The 16,424-nt window shown below is 64.3% G+C and carries 14 protein-coding genes, 1 other RNA gene and 1 pseudogene; 11 read left to right on the top strand and 5 right to left on the bottom strand.

Annotated features, from left to right (window positions below):
* Positions 1-155 precede the first annotated feature (155 nt).
* The 4 genes and pseudogenes from QFZ94_RS21755 to trxA all read right to left on the bottom strand — a co-directional run bounded on the left by QFZ94_RS21755 (position 156) and on the right by trxA (position 3,355).
* Complete coding sequence (locus tag QFZ94_RS21755; protein ID WP_429459417.1) at positions 156-989, bottom strand: zinc-dependent peptidase; 834 nt, start codon at positions 987-989, stop codon at positions 156-158.
* A gap of 14 nt (positions 990-1,003) precedes the next feature.
* A pseudogene (locus QFZ94_RS21750) lies at positions 1,004-1,313 on the bottom strand (MFS transporter); the annotation flags it as partial.
* Positions 1,314-1,475: 162 nt separating this feature from the next.
* A complete protein-coding gene (gene rho, locus QFZ94_RS21745; RefSeq protein WP_008921615.1) occupies positions 1,476-2,744 on the bottom strand; it encodes a transcription termination factor Rho in 1,269 nt (422 codons plus the stop codon).
* 284 nt (positions 2,745-3,028) lie between these two features.
* Positions 3,029-3,355, bottom strand: coding sequence for a thioredoxin TrxA (gene trxA, locus QFZ94_RS21740; protein ID WP_013089343.1), 327 nt, complete (start codon positions 3,353-3,355; stop codon positions 3,029-3,031).
* Between the two features lie 508 nt (positions 3,356-3,863).
* Between trxA and ffs the strand changes: the two genes are divergently transcribed.
* From ffs to QFZ94_RS21700, 8 genes are all read left to right on the top strand, one after another.
* Positions 3,864-3,962, top strand: an RNA gene (gene ffs / locus QFZ94_RS21735) — signal recognition particle sRNA small type.
* A gap of 182 nt (positions 3,963-4,144) precedes the next feature.
* Complete coding sequence (locus QFZ94_RS21730; RefSeq protein ID WP_429459415.1) at positions 4,145-6,649, top strand: DNA polymerase III subunit gamma/tau; 2,505 nt, start codon at positions 4,145-4,147, stop codon at positions 6,647-6,649.
* Positions 6,650-6,722: 73 nt separating this feature from the next.
* Positions 6,723-7,049 carry a YbaB/EbfC family nucleoid-associated protein gene (locus QFZ94_RS21725; RefSeq protein WP_008923976.1) on the top strand — a complete coding sequence of 109 codons (327 nt, stop codon included), beginning with the start codon at positions 6,723-6,725 and terminating at the stop codon, positions 7,047-7,049.
* Positions 7,050-7,190: 141 nt separating this feature from the next.
* On the top strand, positions 7,191-7,787 hold the full coding sequence (gene recR, locus QFZ94_RS21720; protein WP_018418135.1) for a recombination mediator RecR: 597 nt from the start codon (positions 7,191-7,193) through the stop codon (positions 7,785-7,787).
* A gap of 155 nt (positions 7,788-7,942) precedes the next feature.
* Entirely contained in the window at positions 7,943-9,184 is a 1,242-nt protein-coding gene (locus QFZ94_RS21715; protein WP_368582890.1) for a CaiB/BaiF CoA transferase family protein, read from the top strand.
* A 159-nt stretch (positions 9,185-9,343) separates the two neighbouring features.
* On the top strand, positions 9,344-10,381 hold the full coding sequence (locus QFZ94_RS21710) for an ABC transporter substrate-binding protein (RefSeq protein ID WP_013089347.1): 1,038 nt from the start codon (positions 9,344-9,346) through the stop codon (positions 10,379-10,381).
* Between the two features lie 128 nt (positions 10,382-10,509).
* Positions 10,510-11,322 (top strand): ABC transporter ATP-binding protein, encoded by an 813-nt coding sequence (locus tag QFZ94_RS21705; RefSeq protein WP_429459412.1) that lies wholly within the window; start codon positions 10,510-10,512, stop codon positions 11,320-11,322.
* A 72-nt stretch (positions 11,323-11,394) separates the two neighbouring features.
* Positions 11,395-12,219 (top strand): ABC transporter permease, encoded by an 825-nt coding sequence (locus QFZ94_RS21700; RefSeq protein WP_429459410.1) that lies wholly within the window; start codon positions 11,395-11,397, stop codon positions 12,217-12,219.
* A gap of 78 nt (positions 12,220-12,297) precedes the next feature.
* Here QFZ94_RS21700 and QFZ94_RS21695 read toward each other — a convergent pair whose 3' ends face one another.
* On the bottom strand, positions 12,298-13,272 hold the full coding sequence (locus QFZ94_RS21695; RefSeq protein ID WP_429459408.1) for an NADPH:quinone oxidoreductase family protein: 975 nt from the start codon (positions 13,270-13,272) through the stop codon (positions 12,298-12,300).
* A gap of 223 nt (positions 13,273-13,495) precedes the next feature.
* Between QFZ94_RS21695 and surE the strand changes: the two genes are divergently transcribed.
* The 3 genes from surE to QFZ94_RS21680 are packed head-to-tail and all read left to right on the top strand — an operon-like array spanning position 13,496 to position 16,418.
* A complete protein-coding gene (gene surE / locus QFZ94_RS21690) occupies positions 13,496-14,254 on the top strand; it encodes a 5'/3'-nucleotidase SurE (protein ID WP_013089351.1) in 759 nt (252 codons plus the stop codon).
* Complete coding sequence (locus tag QFZ94_RS21685; protein WP_410849166.1) at positions 14,251-15,462, top strand: protein-L-isoaspartate(D-aspartate) O-methyltransferase; 1,212 nt, start codon at positions 14,251-14,253, stop codon at positions 15,460-15,462. The genes surE and QFZ94_RS21685 overlap by 4 nt, the downstream gene beginning before the upstream one ends.
* Before the next feature lie 5 nt (positions 15,463-15,467).
* Complete coding sequence (locus QFZ94_RS21680) at positions 15,468-16,418, top strand: peptidoglycan DD-metalloendopeptidase family protein (RefSeq protein ID WP_429459405.1); 951 nt, start codon at positions 15,468-15,470, stop codon at positions 16,416-16,418.
* Positions 16,419-16,424: the final 6 nt, after the last annotated feature.

The raw sequence follows: 16,424 nt of genomic DNA, 5'->3' as shown, positions 1-16,424 counted from the left end.
AGCCAACCCGCGTGCAGCCTTAAATTAGACTGCCTTCAGGCGCGAGCCACTTGCCTACGGTCGAAAAACCGCGATTATGCCAGAAAATCAGTCCCTTGGCGATTTTTCTGCCACCAGATTCTATTGTGGCGCAAGCGGCGCCGGTTCGCAGCGTCTCAAACCGGCGTGAACGTCAATCCGACGCGCGCTGGGTCTTGCCGGTAGTAGCGCGCGAGCAGCCGGTAGAGTTCCGGATACTCCGCCTCGAACGCTTGCGGCTTCACGAACAACGCCTCGCTGCATACGGCGAAGAATTCCGACGGATGGTCCGCCGCATACGGATCGATCAGCGACTCGCGTTCGAAACGCGTCCAACGTCGCTCGGGCACAGCGTCGACTTTCGCGCAGAAATGATCGTATGCGTGGTCAAACACGTCGGCCCATGCCTGCGTATCGAGCGGCGCGTGCCAGCGGCGCATCAGCGGTGGGTGGCCATCCGCTTCGCCGTTCAACATGTCGATCTTGTGCGCGAACTCGTGGATCACGACGTTGTATGCGTCGCTGCCGTCGGTCATCTGCGCGTCTTCCCACGACAGCACCACCGGGCCGCCTTCCCACGCCTCGCCACTGGCGTCGTGTTCGATCTCGTGCACGACGCCGTCTTCGTCCTCGACGGTCTTGCGGATCACGAACTCGCCCGGATAGACGATTACGCCAACCCAGCCGCGATACAGATCGAGGCTGAGGTTCAGCACCGGCAGGCACGCCTGCGCGGCGATGGCGACCGTCATCGCGTCGGTCAGTTCGAGTTCGTGTGCGGTCGAGAATTCCTTCTGCGCGAGGAAGAGACTCGTCAGTTCGCGTAGCCGCGCGAGATCGGGGGCTTCCAGATGCGTGAGAAAGGGCAGACCAGCGAGTGTTGCCTGCCACAAGGAATCGTCGATCGCGTAATCGCGCAGCGCGCGCTCGCGACGCCGTGTGCCCAGCCAGTTCGTGAGTTTCGACAGCATGCTTGAGCCCACCTTCAGTCGATCTGTTTTTGCCACGCGGCGAACAGGCCGCCGCATATCGCGACGCCGATCAGGAAATCGAAGCCGTCGAGCGACGCGAGGAAATTGGCCTGCTGTGCGACCAACCGGCTGATCGACGCGATTCGCGAGCGTGTTCTGGTAGACCGGATTGTACGGATTCACGGACGCCGCGAGGCGACTTTGATGCAGCGCGAGCCGGTGCTGGTCGATGATGATCACCAAGGCAGTCGCGAAGGAGATGGTCAACTGCCGCACGATGTTCTTCAACCGGTAGCCGTGCATGGACTCTTCGATCGCGAAGATAGCTGGCGAAAAACGAGAACGTCGCGTTGTGCGAAATTGTCGAGACTGGTGACGCCGCATTGTCCAGGTGGGCGGGCGGCGAAAAAAAACCGCTCGCAATCTGCGAGCGGTTTTTCATGCGATGCAGTTGCCGGCGACTACGGCCAGCACGAACGTCGCGCGTTAGCTGCCGCCACCACGACGCATCATGTCGAAGAACTCGGAGTTGCTCTTCGTCTGGCGGATCTTGTCGAGCAGGAATTCCATCGACTCGACTTCGTCCATGTCGTGAATGAACTTGCGCAGCACCCAGATCTTTTGCAGCACTTCGGGCTTGATCAGCAACTCTTCGCGGCGCGTGCCCGACTTGTTCAGGTTGATCGACGGGTAGACGCGCTTCTCGGCGAGACGGCGCTCGAGGTGCACTTCCATGTTGCCGGTGCCCTTGAACTCTTCGTAGATCACGTCGTCCATGCGGCTGCCGGTTTCGATCAGCGCCGTGCCGATGATGGTCAGCGATCCGCCTTCCTCGATGTTGCGCGCCGCGCCGAAGAAGCGCTTCGGACGCTGCAGCGCGTTCGCGTCGACACCACCCGTGAGCACCTTGCCGGAGGCCGGCACCACCGTGTTGTATGCGCGCGCGAGACGTGTGATCGAGTCGAGCAGAATCACGACGTCGTTCTTCATTTCGACGAGGCGCTTGGCCTTCTCGATCACCATTTCGGCGACCTGCACGTGACGCGCAGCGGGTTCGTCGAACGTGGAGGCGATCACTTCGCCTGCCACCGAACGCTGCATTTCTGTCACTTCTTCCGGGCGCTCGTCGATCAGCAGCACGAACAGCACGACGTCGGGATGGTTCTGCTTGATTGCGTGCGCAATGTGCTGAAGCATCACGGTCTTGCCCGACTTCGGCGAGGCGACGAGCAGGCCGCGCTGACCCTTGCCGATCGGCGCGATCATGTCGATGATGCGGCCCGTGACATTCTCTTCGCCACGCATTTCACGTTCGAGCAGCAGCACCTTGTTCGGGTGCAGCGGCGTCAGGTTTTCGAACATGATCTTGTGCTTCGAGGCCTCCGGCGGCTGGCCGTTGACCTTGTCCACCTTCACCAGCGCGAAATAGCGCTCGCCGTCTTTCGGCGTGCGCACTTCGCCTTCGATCGTGTCGCCCGTATGCAGATTGAAGCGGCGGATTTGCGACGGGCTGATGTAGATATCATCCGTGCTGGCGAGGTAGGACGTTTCAGGCGAACGCAAGAAGCCGAAACCGTCCGGCAGCACTTCGAGGGTGCCGTCGCCGAAGATCGTGTCGCCCGCTTTGGCTCGTTTTTTTAGAATGGCGAACATCAATTCCTGCTTGCGCAGGCGGTTCGCGCTTTCGATCTCGAGGCCATTGGCCATCTCGATCAATTGGGACACGTGCAGAGTCTTAAGCTCGGATAAATGCATACGGAGAACCCGCAGGAGAAGGTGCGACGAAATGAAATCTGGGAGGAGGGTGAGCGGAACCGCTCAAAGACTTACACGTCTTTTCGACGTTTTGTGGATTCTAGCATAGCACACGCCAATTTCCGCCAGTGCGGCGGAGTGGCATCTTTGTCGTAAAGCGTGTTGCCGGCTGACAACACGCTCGACCGGCGGGCGCGGTGATATGCATCCACCGATGCGCCCGATTCCTGACGGCTCGCGGCGGGCGATGAACCCGCGAGCGCCGCGAGGTACTTCTGTATGTATTACAGGTTGCCGTCGAGGAACGCTGTGAGTTGCGACTTCGACAGAGCGCCGACCTTCTGAGCGGCGACGGCGCCATTCTTGAACAGGATCAGCGTGGGGATGCCGCGCACGCCGAACTTGACCGGCGTGGACTGATGCTCGTCGACATTGATCTTCGCGACTTGCAGGCGATCGGCGTAGTCCTTCGCGACTTCGTCGAGGATCGGCGCGATCATCTTGCAGGGACCGCACCATTCGGCCCAGAAATCGAGCAGCACGGGTTTATCGGATTTCACGACGTCCTGTTCGAACGATGCGTCGCTAATATGCTTAATTTGTTCGCTCATTTATGAATACCTCTGTCGGTTCGAGGCCCGCCTGAATTGCTCGCCACGATACGTCAAAAACCGGGAAAATTTCCGTTCGCTATGCCGCATCCGGAGACTTGCCGCGCATGGCTGTGAAAATCAGAAAAACCGTCTGAAAAAACGCCGGATTTTCACGGAATGCGCGGAAAGAGTCGCGTATGCGGGTCTTTCAACTGGCAGTGTAGCTTAATTCGCTATGCGTTGCCGATGGCGATAGTACTCATCAGGTCAGTGTGGCCAATAGGTCGCCGCCGCGGCGTCGGCCGGTGTCTGCGGCTCACGGATGCCGCGTTGCAATCTAAATGGTGGCGGGCCCGACGAACTCAAGTGCCTCGCGTGGCGGGCGGCGTCGCGGCGCTGCGAGCTCGTCGGGCGGCGCGCAGGACGCGGGTGTAAACAGTACGAAGCCGTTCGAGGCGGAGCGTCGTTCGCGTTTTGCGCGTATCAACAGTCGCACAATGCGCGCGGCAATGATAGAATCTTTCGTGACGGGCCTCCTCGCATGGAGGGATGGTCAACCTGGTCAGGTCGGGAACGAAGCAGCCACAGCCGTTTTCCACCAGTGCCGAGGGTCGGGCTCGTCACCTTCCGTTTGCTTTTTTCTCCACGGCCGTTTTCTCGGCTTCTCTGCAGTTTCCCCGCAGTCATTCTCAGCTTCCGTATTGATCGTTCGCCGTATTCGGATGGCGCATCGTCGTGGCCGTGTCGCGCGTTCGCGCGTCTTGCCGAATCGGTTTTGCGCGCCATTGTTACTGATACAATTTCCGCATGACCTATCAAGTTCTCGCACGCAAATGGCGGCCGAAGGATTTTGCTTCGCTCGTCGGACAGGAGCACGTGGTGCGCGCGCTCACCCATGCGCTCGACGGCGGCCGTCTGCACCATGCCTATTTGTTTACAGGTACGCGCGGCGTCGGCAAGACCACGCTGTCGCGTATCTTCGCGAAGGCACTCAATTGCGAGACCGGCGTGACGTCGACGCCGTGCGGCGTGTGCCGTGCGTGTCGCGAGATCGACGAAGGGCGCTTCGTCGATTACGTCGAGATGGACGCGGCGAGCAATCGCGGCGTCGATGAAATGGCCGCGCTGCTCGAGCGCGCGGTGTATGCGCCCGTCGATGCGCGCTTCAAGGTCTACATGATCGACGAAGTGCACATGCTGACGAACCACGCGTTCAACGCGATGCTGAAGACGCTCGAAGAGCCGCCGCCGCACGTCAAGTTCATCCTCGCGACCACCGACCCGCAGAAGATTCCGGTCACCGTGCTGTCGCGCTGTCTGCAGTTCAATCTGAAGCAGATGCCGGCCGGCCATATCGTGTCGCATCTCGAACGCATTCTCGGTGAAGAGAACGTGCCACACGAGGCGCAGGCGTTGCGGCTGCTCGCGCGCGCGGCCGACGGTTCGATGCGCGACGCGCTGTCGCTGACCGATCAGGCGATCGCCTATTCGGCGAACCAGGTCAGCGAAGACGCGGTGCGCGGCATGCTCGGCGCGCTCGACCAAAGCTATCTGATCCGTCTGCTCGACGCGCTCGCGCAAGGCGACGGCGCGGCAGTGCTCGCGGTCGCCGATGAAATGGCCTTGCGCAGCCTGTCGTTTTCGACGGCGCTGCAGGATCTGGCGAGCCTGCTGCATCGGATCGCGTGGGCGCAGTTCGCGCCTTCGTCGGTGCTCGACGAATGGCCGGAGGCGGCGGACTTGCGCCGCTTCGCCGACACATTGAGCGCCGAGCAGGTGCAACTGTTCTATCAGATCGCGACGATCGGCCGAAGCGAGCTGGGCCTCGCGCCCGACGAATACGCGGGCTTCACGATGACGCTGCTGCGTATGCTCGCGTTCGAACCGGCGCCGACGGGTGGCGGTGGCGGGGCGGCGGGAGCCGCTGGCACGCAGACCGGTGCGGCCGGCGCCGGTGCGAAGCGTTCTGGTGCACCGACGGTTGCCGCGCTGCGCGCGCTGTCGCCTTCGTCGGCGACGGCCATGGCAGCCGCTGCGCCGACTCGTGCAGTTCCGGTGGGCGTTGCCGGCGAGGAGCAGGACGATGCGATGAAATTGGCTGTGCCGGTTGCAAAGCCGATCGCTAAGCCCACGGCCGACACCGCGCAAGCTGAAGCAGCGCGCGTGACAGACGCACCGGCTATGCCCGCACGTCCGCTGGCACCGTGGGAAGATGCGCCCGCGAATGACGGTGCCGCGATCGCCAGTTCGACTGCGCCGGTCTCGAACGAATCTTCTGAAATTGCGCCTGGGTCCGAGCCGAGCGCGCTGACCCGCGCGGAAGAGACCGCGCCACCGGAACCGGAAGCGCGCCAGGAATTGACTGCCCCTGCTTCAACGGCGGCACCGGCGGCCTCGGCGGCCTCGGCCGAATCCGCGCCGCGTCGCGCGGGCGGCGCGAGCGCCGCGCTCGACGTGCTGCGCAACGCCGGCATGAAAGTATCGTCCGACCGCGGCCGCGCCAATACGCCCGCGGCCGCGAAGCCGGCCGCGCCGGTCGCCCCAAAACCCGCCGCGCCGCGCGTGGTCGTGCCGGTGCCGACGCCCGGTGCGCCCCGCCGCGCGTCGCAAGACAGCGCCGCTCAGGCTGCGCCCACTCGCGACGCCCGCAGCGACGCCAGCAACAACGCGCAACAGAACAGCCCGTCGAGTGCACCTTGGGACGACATGCCGCCCGACGACTATATGCCACTGTCGGCCGCAGACGACGCGTACTTCATTCCGCCAGACGACAACTTCGTGCCAGTGTTCGACCGCGGCCCCGACGACGTCCGCATGGACGGCCCGGCCGCGCAGGCCGCCGCACCGGCGCCGGTCGTCGATACGCGCCCGCTGCCGCCCGCCGTGCCGCTCGATCCGCTCGGTTTCACCGGCGACTGGCCCGCGCTCGCGGTCGATCTGCCGCTGAAGGGCATCTCGTATCAGCTTGCGTTCAACAGCGAACTGATGGCGCTCGAAGGCAATACGCTGAAGCTCAACGTGCCGGTGCCGCAATACGCGGAAACGTCGCAGGTCGCTAAACTGAAAGCAGCGCTCGTCGAGCGGCTCGGCCAGAACGTCGACGTGCAGGTCGAAGTCGGCCCGGCGCGCCGTACCGCTGCCGCGCACGACGCGAAGTTGCGCGCGCAGCGCCAGCAGGAGGCCGAGCGCGAAATCAGCGCCGATCCGTTTGTTCAGTCGCTGATTCGCGAGTTCGGCGCGAGCATCGTGCCGGGCTCGATCCGCCCGATTACCCCGGATGCCGCCCCGAACGGCGCGGCGCCGGCCCACTGATCCATCGTTCGCGGCGTCGTCGCAGAGCGGCGCCGGAATGCCAGATTTCACGCTATCTAGAAGGAGCACGTCCATGATGAAAGGCCAACTCGCCGGGCTGATGAAGCAAGCCCAGCAGATGCAGGAAAACATGAAGAAGATGCAGGAGCAACTCGCGCAGATCGAAGTCGAGGGGCAGTCGGGTGCCGGTCTCGTCAAGGTGACGATGACCTGCAAGAACGACGTGCGCCGCGTGTCGATCGACCCGAGCCTGCTCGCGGACGACAAGGACATGCTGGAAGATCTCGTCGCCGCCGCGTTCAACGACGCCGTACGCAAGGCCGAGGCGACCGCGCAGGAAAAGATGGGCGGCATGACCGCCGGCCTGCCGCTGCCGCCGGGCTTCAAGCTGCCGTTCTGAATCTGCTCTGATTGAGACCCGGCTGAGCGGTTGAGCGCCGCGGCGGTTCATTGCCGCGGTGCGAAAGCGCGCCCCGGTCCGACCACCACCTCGCTTCCCGATTCGCCCACCCGAGCACCATCCACGTCGACGCCGATCCGCATGAAACAACCTTCCGCCCTGTCGGCGCTCGTCGAAGCGCTGCGTGCGCTGCCCGGTGTCGGGCCGAAGTCCGCGCAACGCATGGCGTATCACCTGATGCAGCACGATCGCGAAGGCGCCGAAAAGCTCGGCCGCTCGCTGCTGTTCGCGACCGAGCATCTGCGCCACTGCGAAAAGTGCAACACCTTTACCGAAGCGCAGATCTGCGAGGTCTGCCTCGATGAGGAGCGCGATCCGTCGCTGCTGTGCGTCGTCGAAACGCCGGCCGACCAGATCATGCTCGAACAGACGATGACCTATCGCGGCCTCTATTTCGTGCTGATGGGGCGGTTGAGTCCGCTCGACGGCATCGGTCCGAAGGAGATCCATTTCGACCGGCTCGTGAAGCGTGCGTCGGATGGCGTCGTCAAGGAAGTCGTGCTGGCCACCAATTTCACCAACGAAGGCGAGGCTACCGCGCATTACCTCGGACAGACGCTGAAGGCGCGCGGCCTTGCCGTCACGCGTCTCGCGCGGGGCGTGCCGGTGGGCGGCGAGCTCGAATATGTCGACGCGGGCACGATCGCGCGCGCGATGCTCGACCGTCGTTCGATGTAGCCACGCGGCTTGTTGGCCGCCGCGGCACCCGTGAAGCCACGCGTCATCGCCAGCCGTGATGCAGACCGCGCGCACGGCGATACAAAACAATGCAACCCACTTGCAGGGGACCAGAGTAAGCGCTGTGCACCAACTCTGGCCGACAAAGGAGACTCATGAGCGCCAACCCCGATTCAGGCGCGAGCACCGCACCGCATGACGCACGCGGTCCGCTCGCCGGCGTCAAGGTGCTGGAACTCGGTACGCTGATCGCCGGGCCGTTCGCCGCGCGTTTTCTCGGCGAATTCGGCGCCGACGTCATCAAGATCGAAGACCCCAAAGGCGGCGACCCGCTGCGCAAATGGCGCAAGCTGTATCCGGAAGTGGGCGGTACGTCGCTGTGGTGGGCCGTGCAGGCGCGCAACAAGAAGTCCGTCACGGTCAACCTGAAAGCCGAAGAGGGCAGGCAGATCGTGCGGCGGCTCGCGAAAGAGGCCGATATCGTCGTCGAGAATTTCCGGCCCGGGCTGCTCGAAAAGCTCGGGCTCGGCTACGACGTGCTGTCCGCCGAGAACCCCGGCCTCGTGATGGTGCGTCTGTCGGGCTACGGCCAGACCGGGCCGTATCGCGATCGGCCCGGCTTCGGTGCGATCGCCGAATCGATGGGCGGTCTGCGCCATATCACCGGCTATCCGGACCTGCCGCCGCCGCGCATCGGCATTTCGATCGGCGATTCGATCGCTGCGCTGCACGGCGTGATCGGCGCGCTGATGGCGCTGCATCACAAGCAGGTGAACGGCGGCAAGGGGCAGGTCGTCGACGTCGCGCTGTACGAGGCCGTCTTCAACATGATGGAAAGCGTGGTGCCCGAATACGGCGTCTACGGGATGGTGCGCGAGCGTACCGGCGCGTCGCTGCCGGGCATCGTGCCGTCCAATACGTATCCGTGCCGCGACGGCAGCATCGTGATCGGCGGCAATAGCGATCCGATCTTCAAGCGGCTGATGATCGCGATCGAACGCGACGATCTCGCGAACGATCCGGCGCTCGCGCATAACGATGGCCGCGTGCCGCGCACGCAGGAAATCGACGCCGCGATCGCCGCGTGGCTGTCCACGCGCACGATCGACGAAGCGCTCGCGGTGCTGAACGCGGCCGATGTGCCGGTAGGCCGCATCTACAGCGTCGCCGATATGTTCACCGATCCGCAGTTCATCGCACGACAGATGATCCAGCGGTTCAAGTGGCAGGACGGCAAGGAAATCACGCTGCCCACGGTCACGCCGAAGCTGTCGGCGACGCCCGGCGAGACGCGCTGGCTAGGGCCGGAACTGGGTGAACATACCGATGAAGTCCTTCAATCACTAGGTTATGATGCTGACGGCATCGCGCGGTTGCGGGCGCAACAGATCGTCTGATGCGCACAGTGCAACGCATTGAGAAGAGCGCTTAAAGCGCCGCGCTGACGGACGATCCGCGCCGCGCGACCGGCAAGCCACACACCAAGCTCAAGCGCGTGCGCAATGCGCACACGGGCGGTGAAAGGCCGGACTAAAAAAATCTGGAGACAACGGACCATGCAACGCAGAACCTTCCTCGCCGGCGGTGCGGCGCTCGCGGGCGCCTCGCTCGCGGCCACACCGTTCGCTTTCGCGCAGGCCAAACCCGAGACCACCAAGGTCGCCATCGCGGTCGGCGGCAAGAACCTGTTCTACTACCTGCCGCTGACGATCGCCGAGCGCCGCAACTACTTCAAGGACGAAGGGCTCGAAGTCGAGATTTCCGACTTCGCGGGCGGCTCGCAGGCGCTGAAGGCAGCGGTCGGCGGTAGCGCCGACGTGGTCTCCGGCGCGTTCGAACACACGCTGCTGTTGCAGGCGCAAAAGCAGATGTTTCGCGAATTCGTGCTGCAAGGCCGCGCGCCGCAGATCGTGCTCGCGGTATCGAAGAAGACGATGCCGAACTTCAAATCGATCGCCGATCTGAAGGGCAAGAAGATCGGCGTGACGGCGCCGGGTTCGTCGACGTCGATCATGGCGAGCTTCGTGCTCGCGAAAGCCGGGCTCAGTCCGAAAGACGTCGCGTTCATCGGCGTGGGCGCGGGTGCCGGTGCGATCGCCGCGCTGCAGTCCGGGCAGATCGACGCGATCGCCAATCTCGATCCGGTCGTCACGCGCCTCGAGCGCGCCGGCGAAGTGCGCGTCGTGTCGGATACGCGCACGCTCGCCGATACGCACACCGTGTTCGGCGGCGATATGCCGGCGGGCTGCCTGTACGCGTCGCAGTCGTTCATCACGAAGAACCCGAACACCACGCAGGCGCTGACCAATGCGATGGTGCGCGCGCTCAAGTGGCTGCAGAACGCGAGCGGCAGCGAACTGATCAACACCGTGCCGGAAAGCTATCTGCTCGGCGACCGCGCACTCTATCTCGACGCGTGGCAGCACGTGCGCGAAGCGATGTCGCCCGACGGCCTGATGCCCGCCGACGGTCCCGCGACGTCGCTGAAGACGCTGAAAGCGTTCGATCCGATGATCCAGAACGCGCAGATCGATCTGTCGAAGACTTGGACCAACGACTTCGTGAAGAAGGCGCTGACGACCGTCAAGGCGTAAACGATGCGGCGCGCGCGTAGGTGTATCGAAGAGGACGTGGGCCGGGCGATTCGCCTTGTCCACGCCCACCGCCTTCAGCGTCGGCGCCACAACTCCCCGCAAACCCGATCCCTGAAGCGAGCCGTACGATGACCGTTGCTGCCCTGGCGCTCGAAAACATCACCTGCACGTTCGCTGCGCGCGACAACCGCGCGCAGCGCTACACAGCGGTCAAAGACACGACGCTGCGTATCGAGCCGGGCGAGTTCGTGTCGGTGGTCGGGCCGACTGGCTGCGGCAAGTCCACGCTGCTGAACATCGGCGCGGGGCTGCTGCAGCCGTCGGTGGGCGCGGTCAGCGTGTTCGGCGAGAAGCTCGATGGCCTGAATCGCCGCGCGGGGTACATGTTCCAGGCCGATGCGCTGATGCCGTGGCGCTCGGCGCTCGACAACGTGATGGCCGGCCTGTCGTTTCGCGGTATGTCGGCCGCAGACGCGCGCGCGAAGGCCGAAGAGTGGTTGAAGCGCGTTGGACTCGGCGGCTTCGGCGACCGCTATCCGCATCAGCTGTCGGGCGGCATGCGCAAGCGCGTCGCGATGGCGCAAACACTGATCCTCGATCCCGACATCATCCTGATGGACGAGCCGTTTTCCGCGCTGGATATTCAAACGCGGCAGCTGATGGAAAACGAACTGCTGGATCTCTGGGCCGCGAAGCGCAAGGCGGTGCTGTTCATCACGCACGATCTCGACGAAGCGATCTCGATGTCCGATCGCGTGGTCGTGCTGTCGGCCGGGCCCGCCACGCATCCGATCGGCGAGTTCCGGATCGATCTGCCGCGGCCGCGCGATGTCGCCGAAATCCGCTCGCATCCGCGCTTCGTCGAATTGCACGCGCAGATCTGGGGTGTGCTGCGCGATGAAGTGCTCAAGGGGTATCAACAGCAGCTCACCGCTGTTTGAGTGTGCCGCGCGTCCCTGCATGCGAATTTAAAGAGAAGACGCGTTCAACAATCGTCCAAGGCAATCCAAGTCATGTGGAAGACGTTGCGCCCAAACCGGGCGAATCTGGTGATCTGGCAGTGGCTGCTGCTCGTGCTGTGCTTCGTGCTGTGGTACGTGTTGACGAGTCCGACGCTGATGCCGCCGTTCTATTTCGACGATCCAAACAAGGCGGCCTTCTTCTTCGGCGAGCCGCAGAAAGTGCTGCAGCGGATCTGGGAGTGGTTCACCGGCGGCGAGATCTATCTGCACCTGTGGATCACGCTCGTCGAGACCGTGCTCGCGTTCGTGTTCGGCACCGCGATCGGGCTCGGCGTCGGCCTGTGGCTTGCGCTCGCGCCGATCGCGAGCGCGCTGTTCGATCCGTACGTGAAGGCCGCGAACTCGATGCCGCGCGTGATTCTCGCGCCGATCTTCGGCGTATGGTTCGGCCTCGGCATCTGGTCGAAGGTCGCGCTCGGCGTCACGCTGGTGTTCTTCATCGTGTTCTTCAACGTCTACCAGGGCGTGAAGGAAGTGAGCCCGGTCGTGCTCGCGAACGCGCGCATGCTCGGCGCGAACCGCAAGCAGCTGCTGCGCTTCGTGTATCTGCCGAGCGCGATGAGCTGGGTGTTTTCGAGCCTGCATACGTCGGTGGGGCTGGCGTTCGTCGGCTCGGTGGTGGGCGAGTATCTGGGCTCGGCGCGCGGCGTCGGCTATCTGATCCTGCAGGCCGAAGGCACCTTCGATATCAACACCGTGTTCGCGGGCATTCTGGTGCTCACCGCGTTTGCGCTGATTCTCGACGCGATCGTCGGGATCGCGGAGCGGCGTTTGATGAAGTGGCAGCCGCGCACCGGCGATACCGAGAAGCTGTGAGCGTGGATCGCAAGCGGCGCGGCGCCCGAAATCGCCTTCGGGCGCCGCGCCGTTTTTCATGCTGCCTGATTGGTTGCACTACGGCGTGATCACCACCTTGCCGATCACGCGACGCTCGGCCATATCGCGCAACGCGCGGCCGGTGTCCTCGAGCGAATAGCGGGCCGATACGTAAGGCTTGAGCTTGCCTTCGCGAATCCAGCCGGTCATCTGCTCGAATGCCGCGCGGTTGCGCTGCGGCTCGCGCCTGGCGAAATCGCCCCAGAACACGCCGACCACGCTCGCGCCCTTGAGCAACATCAGGTTCAGCGGCAGCTTCGGGATCTCGCCGTTGGCAAAGCCGACCACCAGATAACGCCCCCGCCAGCCGATGCTGCGAAACGCCGGTTCCGCATACACGCCGCCGACCGGGTCGTAGATCACATCAGGGCCTTTGCCGTCGGTGAGCGTCTTGATGCGCTCGCGCAGATCCTCGCTGCTGTAGTTGATCGTAGCGTCCGCGCCGTGCTTGACGCAGGTCGCGAGCTTCTCGTCGTTCGATGCCGCGGCAATCACGCGCGCGCCGAGCGCCTTACCGATTTCGACCGCAGCCAGCCCGACGCCGCCAGCCGCGCCGAGCACGAGCATCGTCTCGCCAGCCTGCAGCGCGCCGCGATCGACCACCGCGTGATGCGAGGTGCCATACGCGAGCGTGAACGCGGCCGCGAGTTCGAACGACACATCGTCGTCGAGCGGCACGCAGGCCGCGGCGGGTGCGAGCGCCTGCTCGGCGAAACCGCCGGAGCCGGTGAACGCCGCCACGCGAGAACCCGGCTTGAACTGCGTGACGCCTTCGCCCACCGCGCGCACGATGCCCGCGGCTTCCGAGCCCGGCGTGAACGGCAGCGGCGGCTTGAACTGGTATTTGTTCTCGATGATCAGCACGTCGGGAAAATTGACGGCTGCGGACTTCACGTCGATCACGACGTGGCCTGGCGGCGGTTCGAGATCCGGCAGGTTATCGACGACCAGGCTCTCGGGCGGCCCGTACTGCTTGCAGCGAATCGCACGCATCGTGTCTCCATATCGTTCAGGGTTCGCAACGGTTTCGAGTGTAAAGCAAAGCGCACGACCGTACGATATTGCGCTGCGGGTTGCGACGCAAGGCAGCATCGTTGCGCTCGACGCAAGCATCCGCGCACCTGAAAAACACCAGCTCGCACGACGCTCGTGCACGCCACGCCGACACCCCGAGCATGCCGTTCGCGTGCCATCTTTCCTCGGTTACAATCGGCGCATGCGAATCCTACTCAGCAACGACGACGGTTATCTGGCGCCGGGCCTCGCCGCGCTTTACGAAGCGCTGAAGCCGATCGCCGACGTCACCGTGATGGCTCCCGAACAGAACTGCAGCGCCGCGTCGAATTCCTTGACGCTGTGGCGGCCGCTCTCGGTCCTGCGTTCGGCGAATGGCTTCTACTACGTGAACGGCACGCCGACCGACTCGGTGCACATCGCACTGACCGGCATGCTCGACCATACACCGGACCTCGTCGTGTCGGGTATCAACAACGGCCAGAACATGGGCGACGACACGTTGTATTCCGGCACCGTTGCGGCCGCCACCGAAGGCATCATGTTCGGCGTGCCCGCCATAGCGTTTTCACTGGTCGACAAAGACTGGGTGCATCTCGAAGACGCGGCGCGCGTTGCCGCCGAAATCGTCGCGCATTATCTCGAACGGCCGTTGCCGGGGCATCCGCTGCTGAACGTCAATATTCCTAACCTGCCGTATGACCAACTGCGCGGCTGGGAGATCACCCGACTCGGCAAACGTCATCCGTCGCAGCCGGTGATCCGCCAAACCAATCCGCGCGGCGAACCGATCTACTGGATCGGCGCCTCGGGCCAGGCGCGCGACGCGAGCGAAGGCACGGACTTCCACGCGGTCGCGAACGGCGCCGTGTCGATCACGCCGCTGCAGCTCGATCTGACTTACACGCAAATGCTGCCCGCGGCGCGCGACTGGCTACGCGCCGGGAGCGGCAGTTCATGACCGGCGAGCGCGCGAAGCGCTTTCCGCTAGGTCTCGAGGACCTGGTGCGCGAACCGCGCCGGCCCGAGGGACGTCCGGGGGAGATGCGCGCGGCGGCGCTCGCGGCGAGCGCGGCGTTGAATGCGCGGCAGCAGTCGGCGAAACCGACGCAGGGCGGCGCGGCCGCACGAGCGCAAGCGAGGACTTCCGCTGCTGCCCAATCCACGCCGACGACACGACCCCAGGTGATTCCCCAGGCGAAGACGCAAAGCACTACGTTGGGCACGCCAACGGGAACCACCGGTGCGATGCCGCCGAAGCCGCAGGCCGCGCCAGTCGCAAAGACAACGGCGAATTCGTTGTCCGGTGGATTGGCGGGGCAGCCTGTCAAGCAAGCACCGAAGTCGTCGGTCAAGCCAGGCAAAACCTCGACGCATGCGTCTGCACACAGCGCACGTCCGACACCATCACCACTTCAGCCGCAACTGCAGCAAAGCGCGAAACCCGCGTCGAACGCCGCGCTAGCCGGTGCAATGAGCGGCGCATTCGGCGGCGCGAGCAGCGGCGCGATGAACAACGCCCTCGCGCTGACCTCGGAACGGGTTCGCGAACGCATGGTCGAACGCCTGCGAGCCAATGGCGTCAGCGACCAGCGTGTGCTGAACGCGATGGCGGCGGTGCCGCGCCACATGTTCGTCGATCCGGGGCTTGCGGCCCAGGCGTACGAAGATGCCGCGCTGCCGATCGGTCATCACCAGACCATCTCGAAGCCGTCGGTGGTCGCGCGGATGATCGAACTCGCGGCGGCCGGGCGCGCGCTGAACACGGTGCTCGAAATCGGCACCGGTTGCGGCTATCAGGCAGCGGTGCTGAGCCAGGTCGCGCGCGAGGTTTATTCGATTGAACGCATCAAGCCGCTGTCCGAGCGCGCGAAGACCAATCTGCGTCCGCTGCGCATTCCGAATATCCGGCTGCACTACGGCGACGGTCGGCTCGGCTTGCCGTCGGCGGCGCCGTTCGACGCGATCGTGATCGCGGCTGCCGGGCTCGACGTGCCGCAGGCATTGCTCGAGCAGCTTGCGATCGGCGGACGTCTGGTTGCGCCGGTCGGCTCGCAGGAAGGACAGAGCCAGGTGCTGACGCTGGTCGAGCGCCTCGGGCCCGCGCAATGGCGCGAGTCGCGGCTTGATCGCGTTTTCTTTGTACCCTTAAAATCCGGAGTGATTTGACACCGATGAGTATGTTGCGCGCGATGCAGAGAACCACCCCGAATACCCCCCTGACCGTAACCCAGCGCAGCGTGTGCGTGCTCGCCTTGTCCCTGTTGATGACGGCCTGTGCATCCCGGCTCGACCAGGCGCCCGTCGTCGACCGCTCCGGCGGCGGCGTGCTCTCCACCGCGCAGGGCGCGGCGCAACCGGCGGTGCCGCTCGGCCCGCCGCCGCCCGGTTACTATCGCGTGAAGCCGGGCGATACGCTGTACCGCATTGCGCTCGAGAACGGCCAGAATTACCGCGACATCTCGACGTGGAACAACCTGACCAATCCGAATCAGATCGAAGTCGACCAGTTGCTGCGCGTCGTGCCGCCGGGTGCGAATACCGCGGCCATGACGCCGGGCGTGTCGACCGCGCCGATCGGCAGCTCGGGCGCGGTGCAAAGCGCGCCACTGAATAACAACGCACCGGCCGCGGTCGGCGCCGCGATGCCGCCGCTCTACGGCGGCGCGACGAACGGAACGCCCGCGAATGGTGCGGCAGCTGCGCCTGCGGCCAATTCCTCTGCGGCGAACGCCGAGCTCGGCAGCGCGGCGGCGGGCAACGTAGCATTTGCATGGCCGGTGCGCGGTCCGCTGCTCAACACCTTCAACGACTCGACCAATAAAGGCGTCAATATCGGCGGCTCCGCGGGCGAGCCGGTTAAAGCGTCGGCCGATGGTCGCGTCGTTTATGCCGGAAATGGGCTGCGTGGTTACGGCAATCTCATTATCATCAAGCATGATGCAACTTATCTCACCGCGTATGCACACAACCGCGCTTTGATGGTAAAAGAGGGGGACGCGGTAACGAAAGGGCAGAAGATCGCTGAGATGGGCAATAGCGATTCCGACCGCGTGATGTTGCATTTCGAAGTTCGCCGACAGGGTAAACCAGTCGACCCACTGAAGTATTTGCCGCCGCAATAAGCGATA

The sequence above is a fragment of the Paraburkholderia sp. JPY465 genome (assembly GCF_050436725.1).
In the GTDB taxonomy this organism is placed as follows: Bacteria; Pseudomonadota; Gammaproteobacteria; order Burkholderiales; family Burkholderiaceae; genus Paraburkholderia; species Paraburkholderia youngii.
This window is presented reverse-complemented; position numbering and strand designations above follow the sequence as displayed.

Coding starts and splice junctions, on each gene's coding strand:
- QFZ94_RS21710 (WP_013089347.1), top strand. CDS start 9,344: ATGCAACGCAGAACCTTCCTCGCCGGCGGTGCGGCGCTCGCGGGCGCC.
- QFZ94_RS21705 (WP_429459412.1), top strand. CDS start 10,510: ATGACCGTTGCTGCCCTGGCGCTCGAAAACATCACCTGCACGTTCGCT.
- QFZ94_RS21730 (WP_429459415.1), top strand. CDS start 4,145: ATGACCTATCAAGTTCTCGCACGCAAATGGCGGCCGAAGGATTTTGCT.
- QFZ94_RS21725 (WP_008923976.1), top strand. CDS start 6,723: ATGATGAAAGGCCAACTCGCCGGGCTGATGAAGCAAGCCCAGCAGATG.
- QFZ94_RS21755 (WP_429459417.1), bottom strand. CDS start 989: ATGCTGTCGAAACTCACGAACTGGCTGGGCACACGGCGTCGCGAGCGC.
- QFZ94_RS21695 (WP_429459408.1), bottom strand. CDS start 13,272: ATGCGTGCGATTCGCTGCAAGCAGTACGGGCCGCCCGAGAGCCTGGTC.
- QFZ94_RS21680 (WP_429459405.1), top strand. CDS start 15,468: ATGAGTATGTTGCGCGCGATGCAGAGAACCACCCCGAATACCCCCCTG.
- recR (WP_018418135.1), top strand. CDS start 7,191: ATGAAACAACCTTCCGCCCTGTCGGCGCTCGTCGAAGCGCTGCGTGCG.
- QFZ94_RS21715 (WP_368582890.1), top strand. CDS start 7,943: ATGAGCGCCAACCCCGATTCAGGCGCGAGCACCGCACCGCATGACGCA.
- rho (WP_008921615.1), bottom strand. CDS start 2,744: ATGCATTTATCCGAGCTTAAGACTCTGCACGTGTCCCAATTGATCGAG.
- QFZ94_RS21685 (WP_410849166.1), top strand. CDS start 14,251: ATGACCGGCGAGCGCGCGAAGCGCTTTCCGCTAGGTCTCGAGGACCTG.
- QFZ94_RS21700 (WP_429459410.1), top strand. CDS start 11,395: ATGTGGAAGACGTTGCGCCCAAACCGGGCGAATCTGGTGATCTGGCAG.
- trxA (WP_013089343.1), bottom strand. CDS start 3,355: ATGAGCGAACAAATTAAGCATATTAGCGACGCATCGTTCGAACAGGAC.
- surE (WP_013089351.1), top strand. CDS start 13,496: ATGCGAATCCTACTCAGCAACGACGACGGTTATCTGGCGCCGGGCCTC.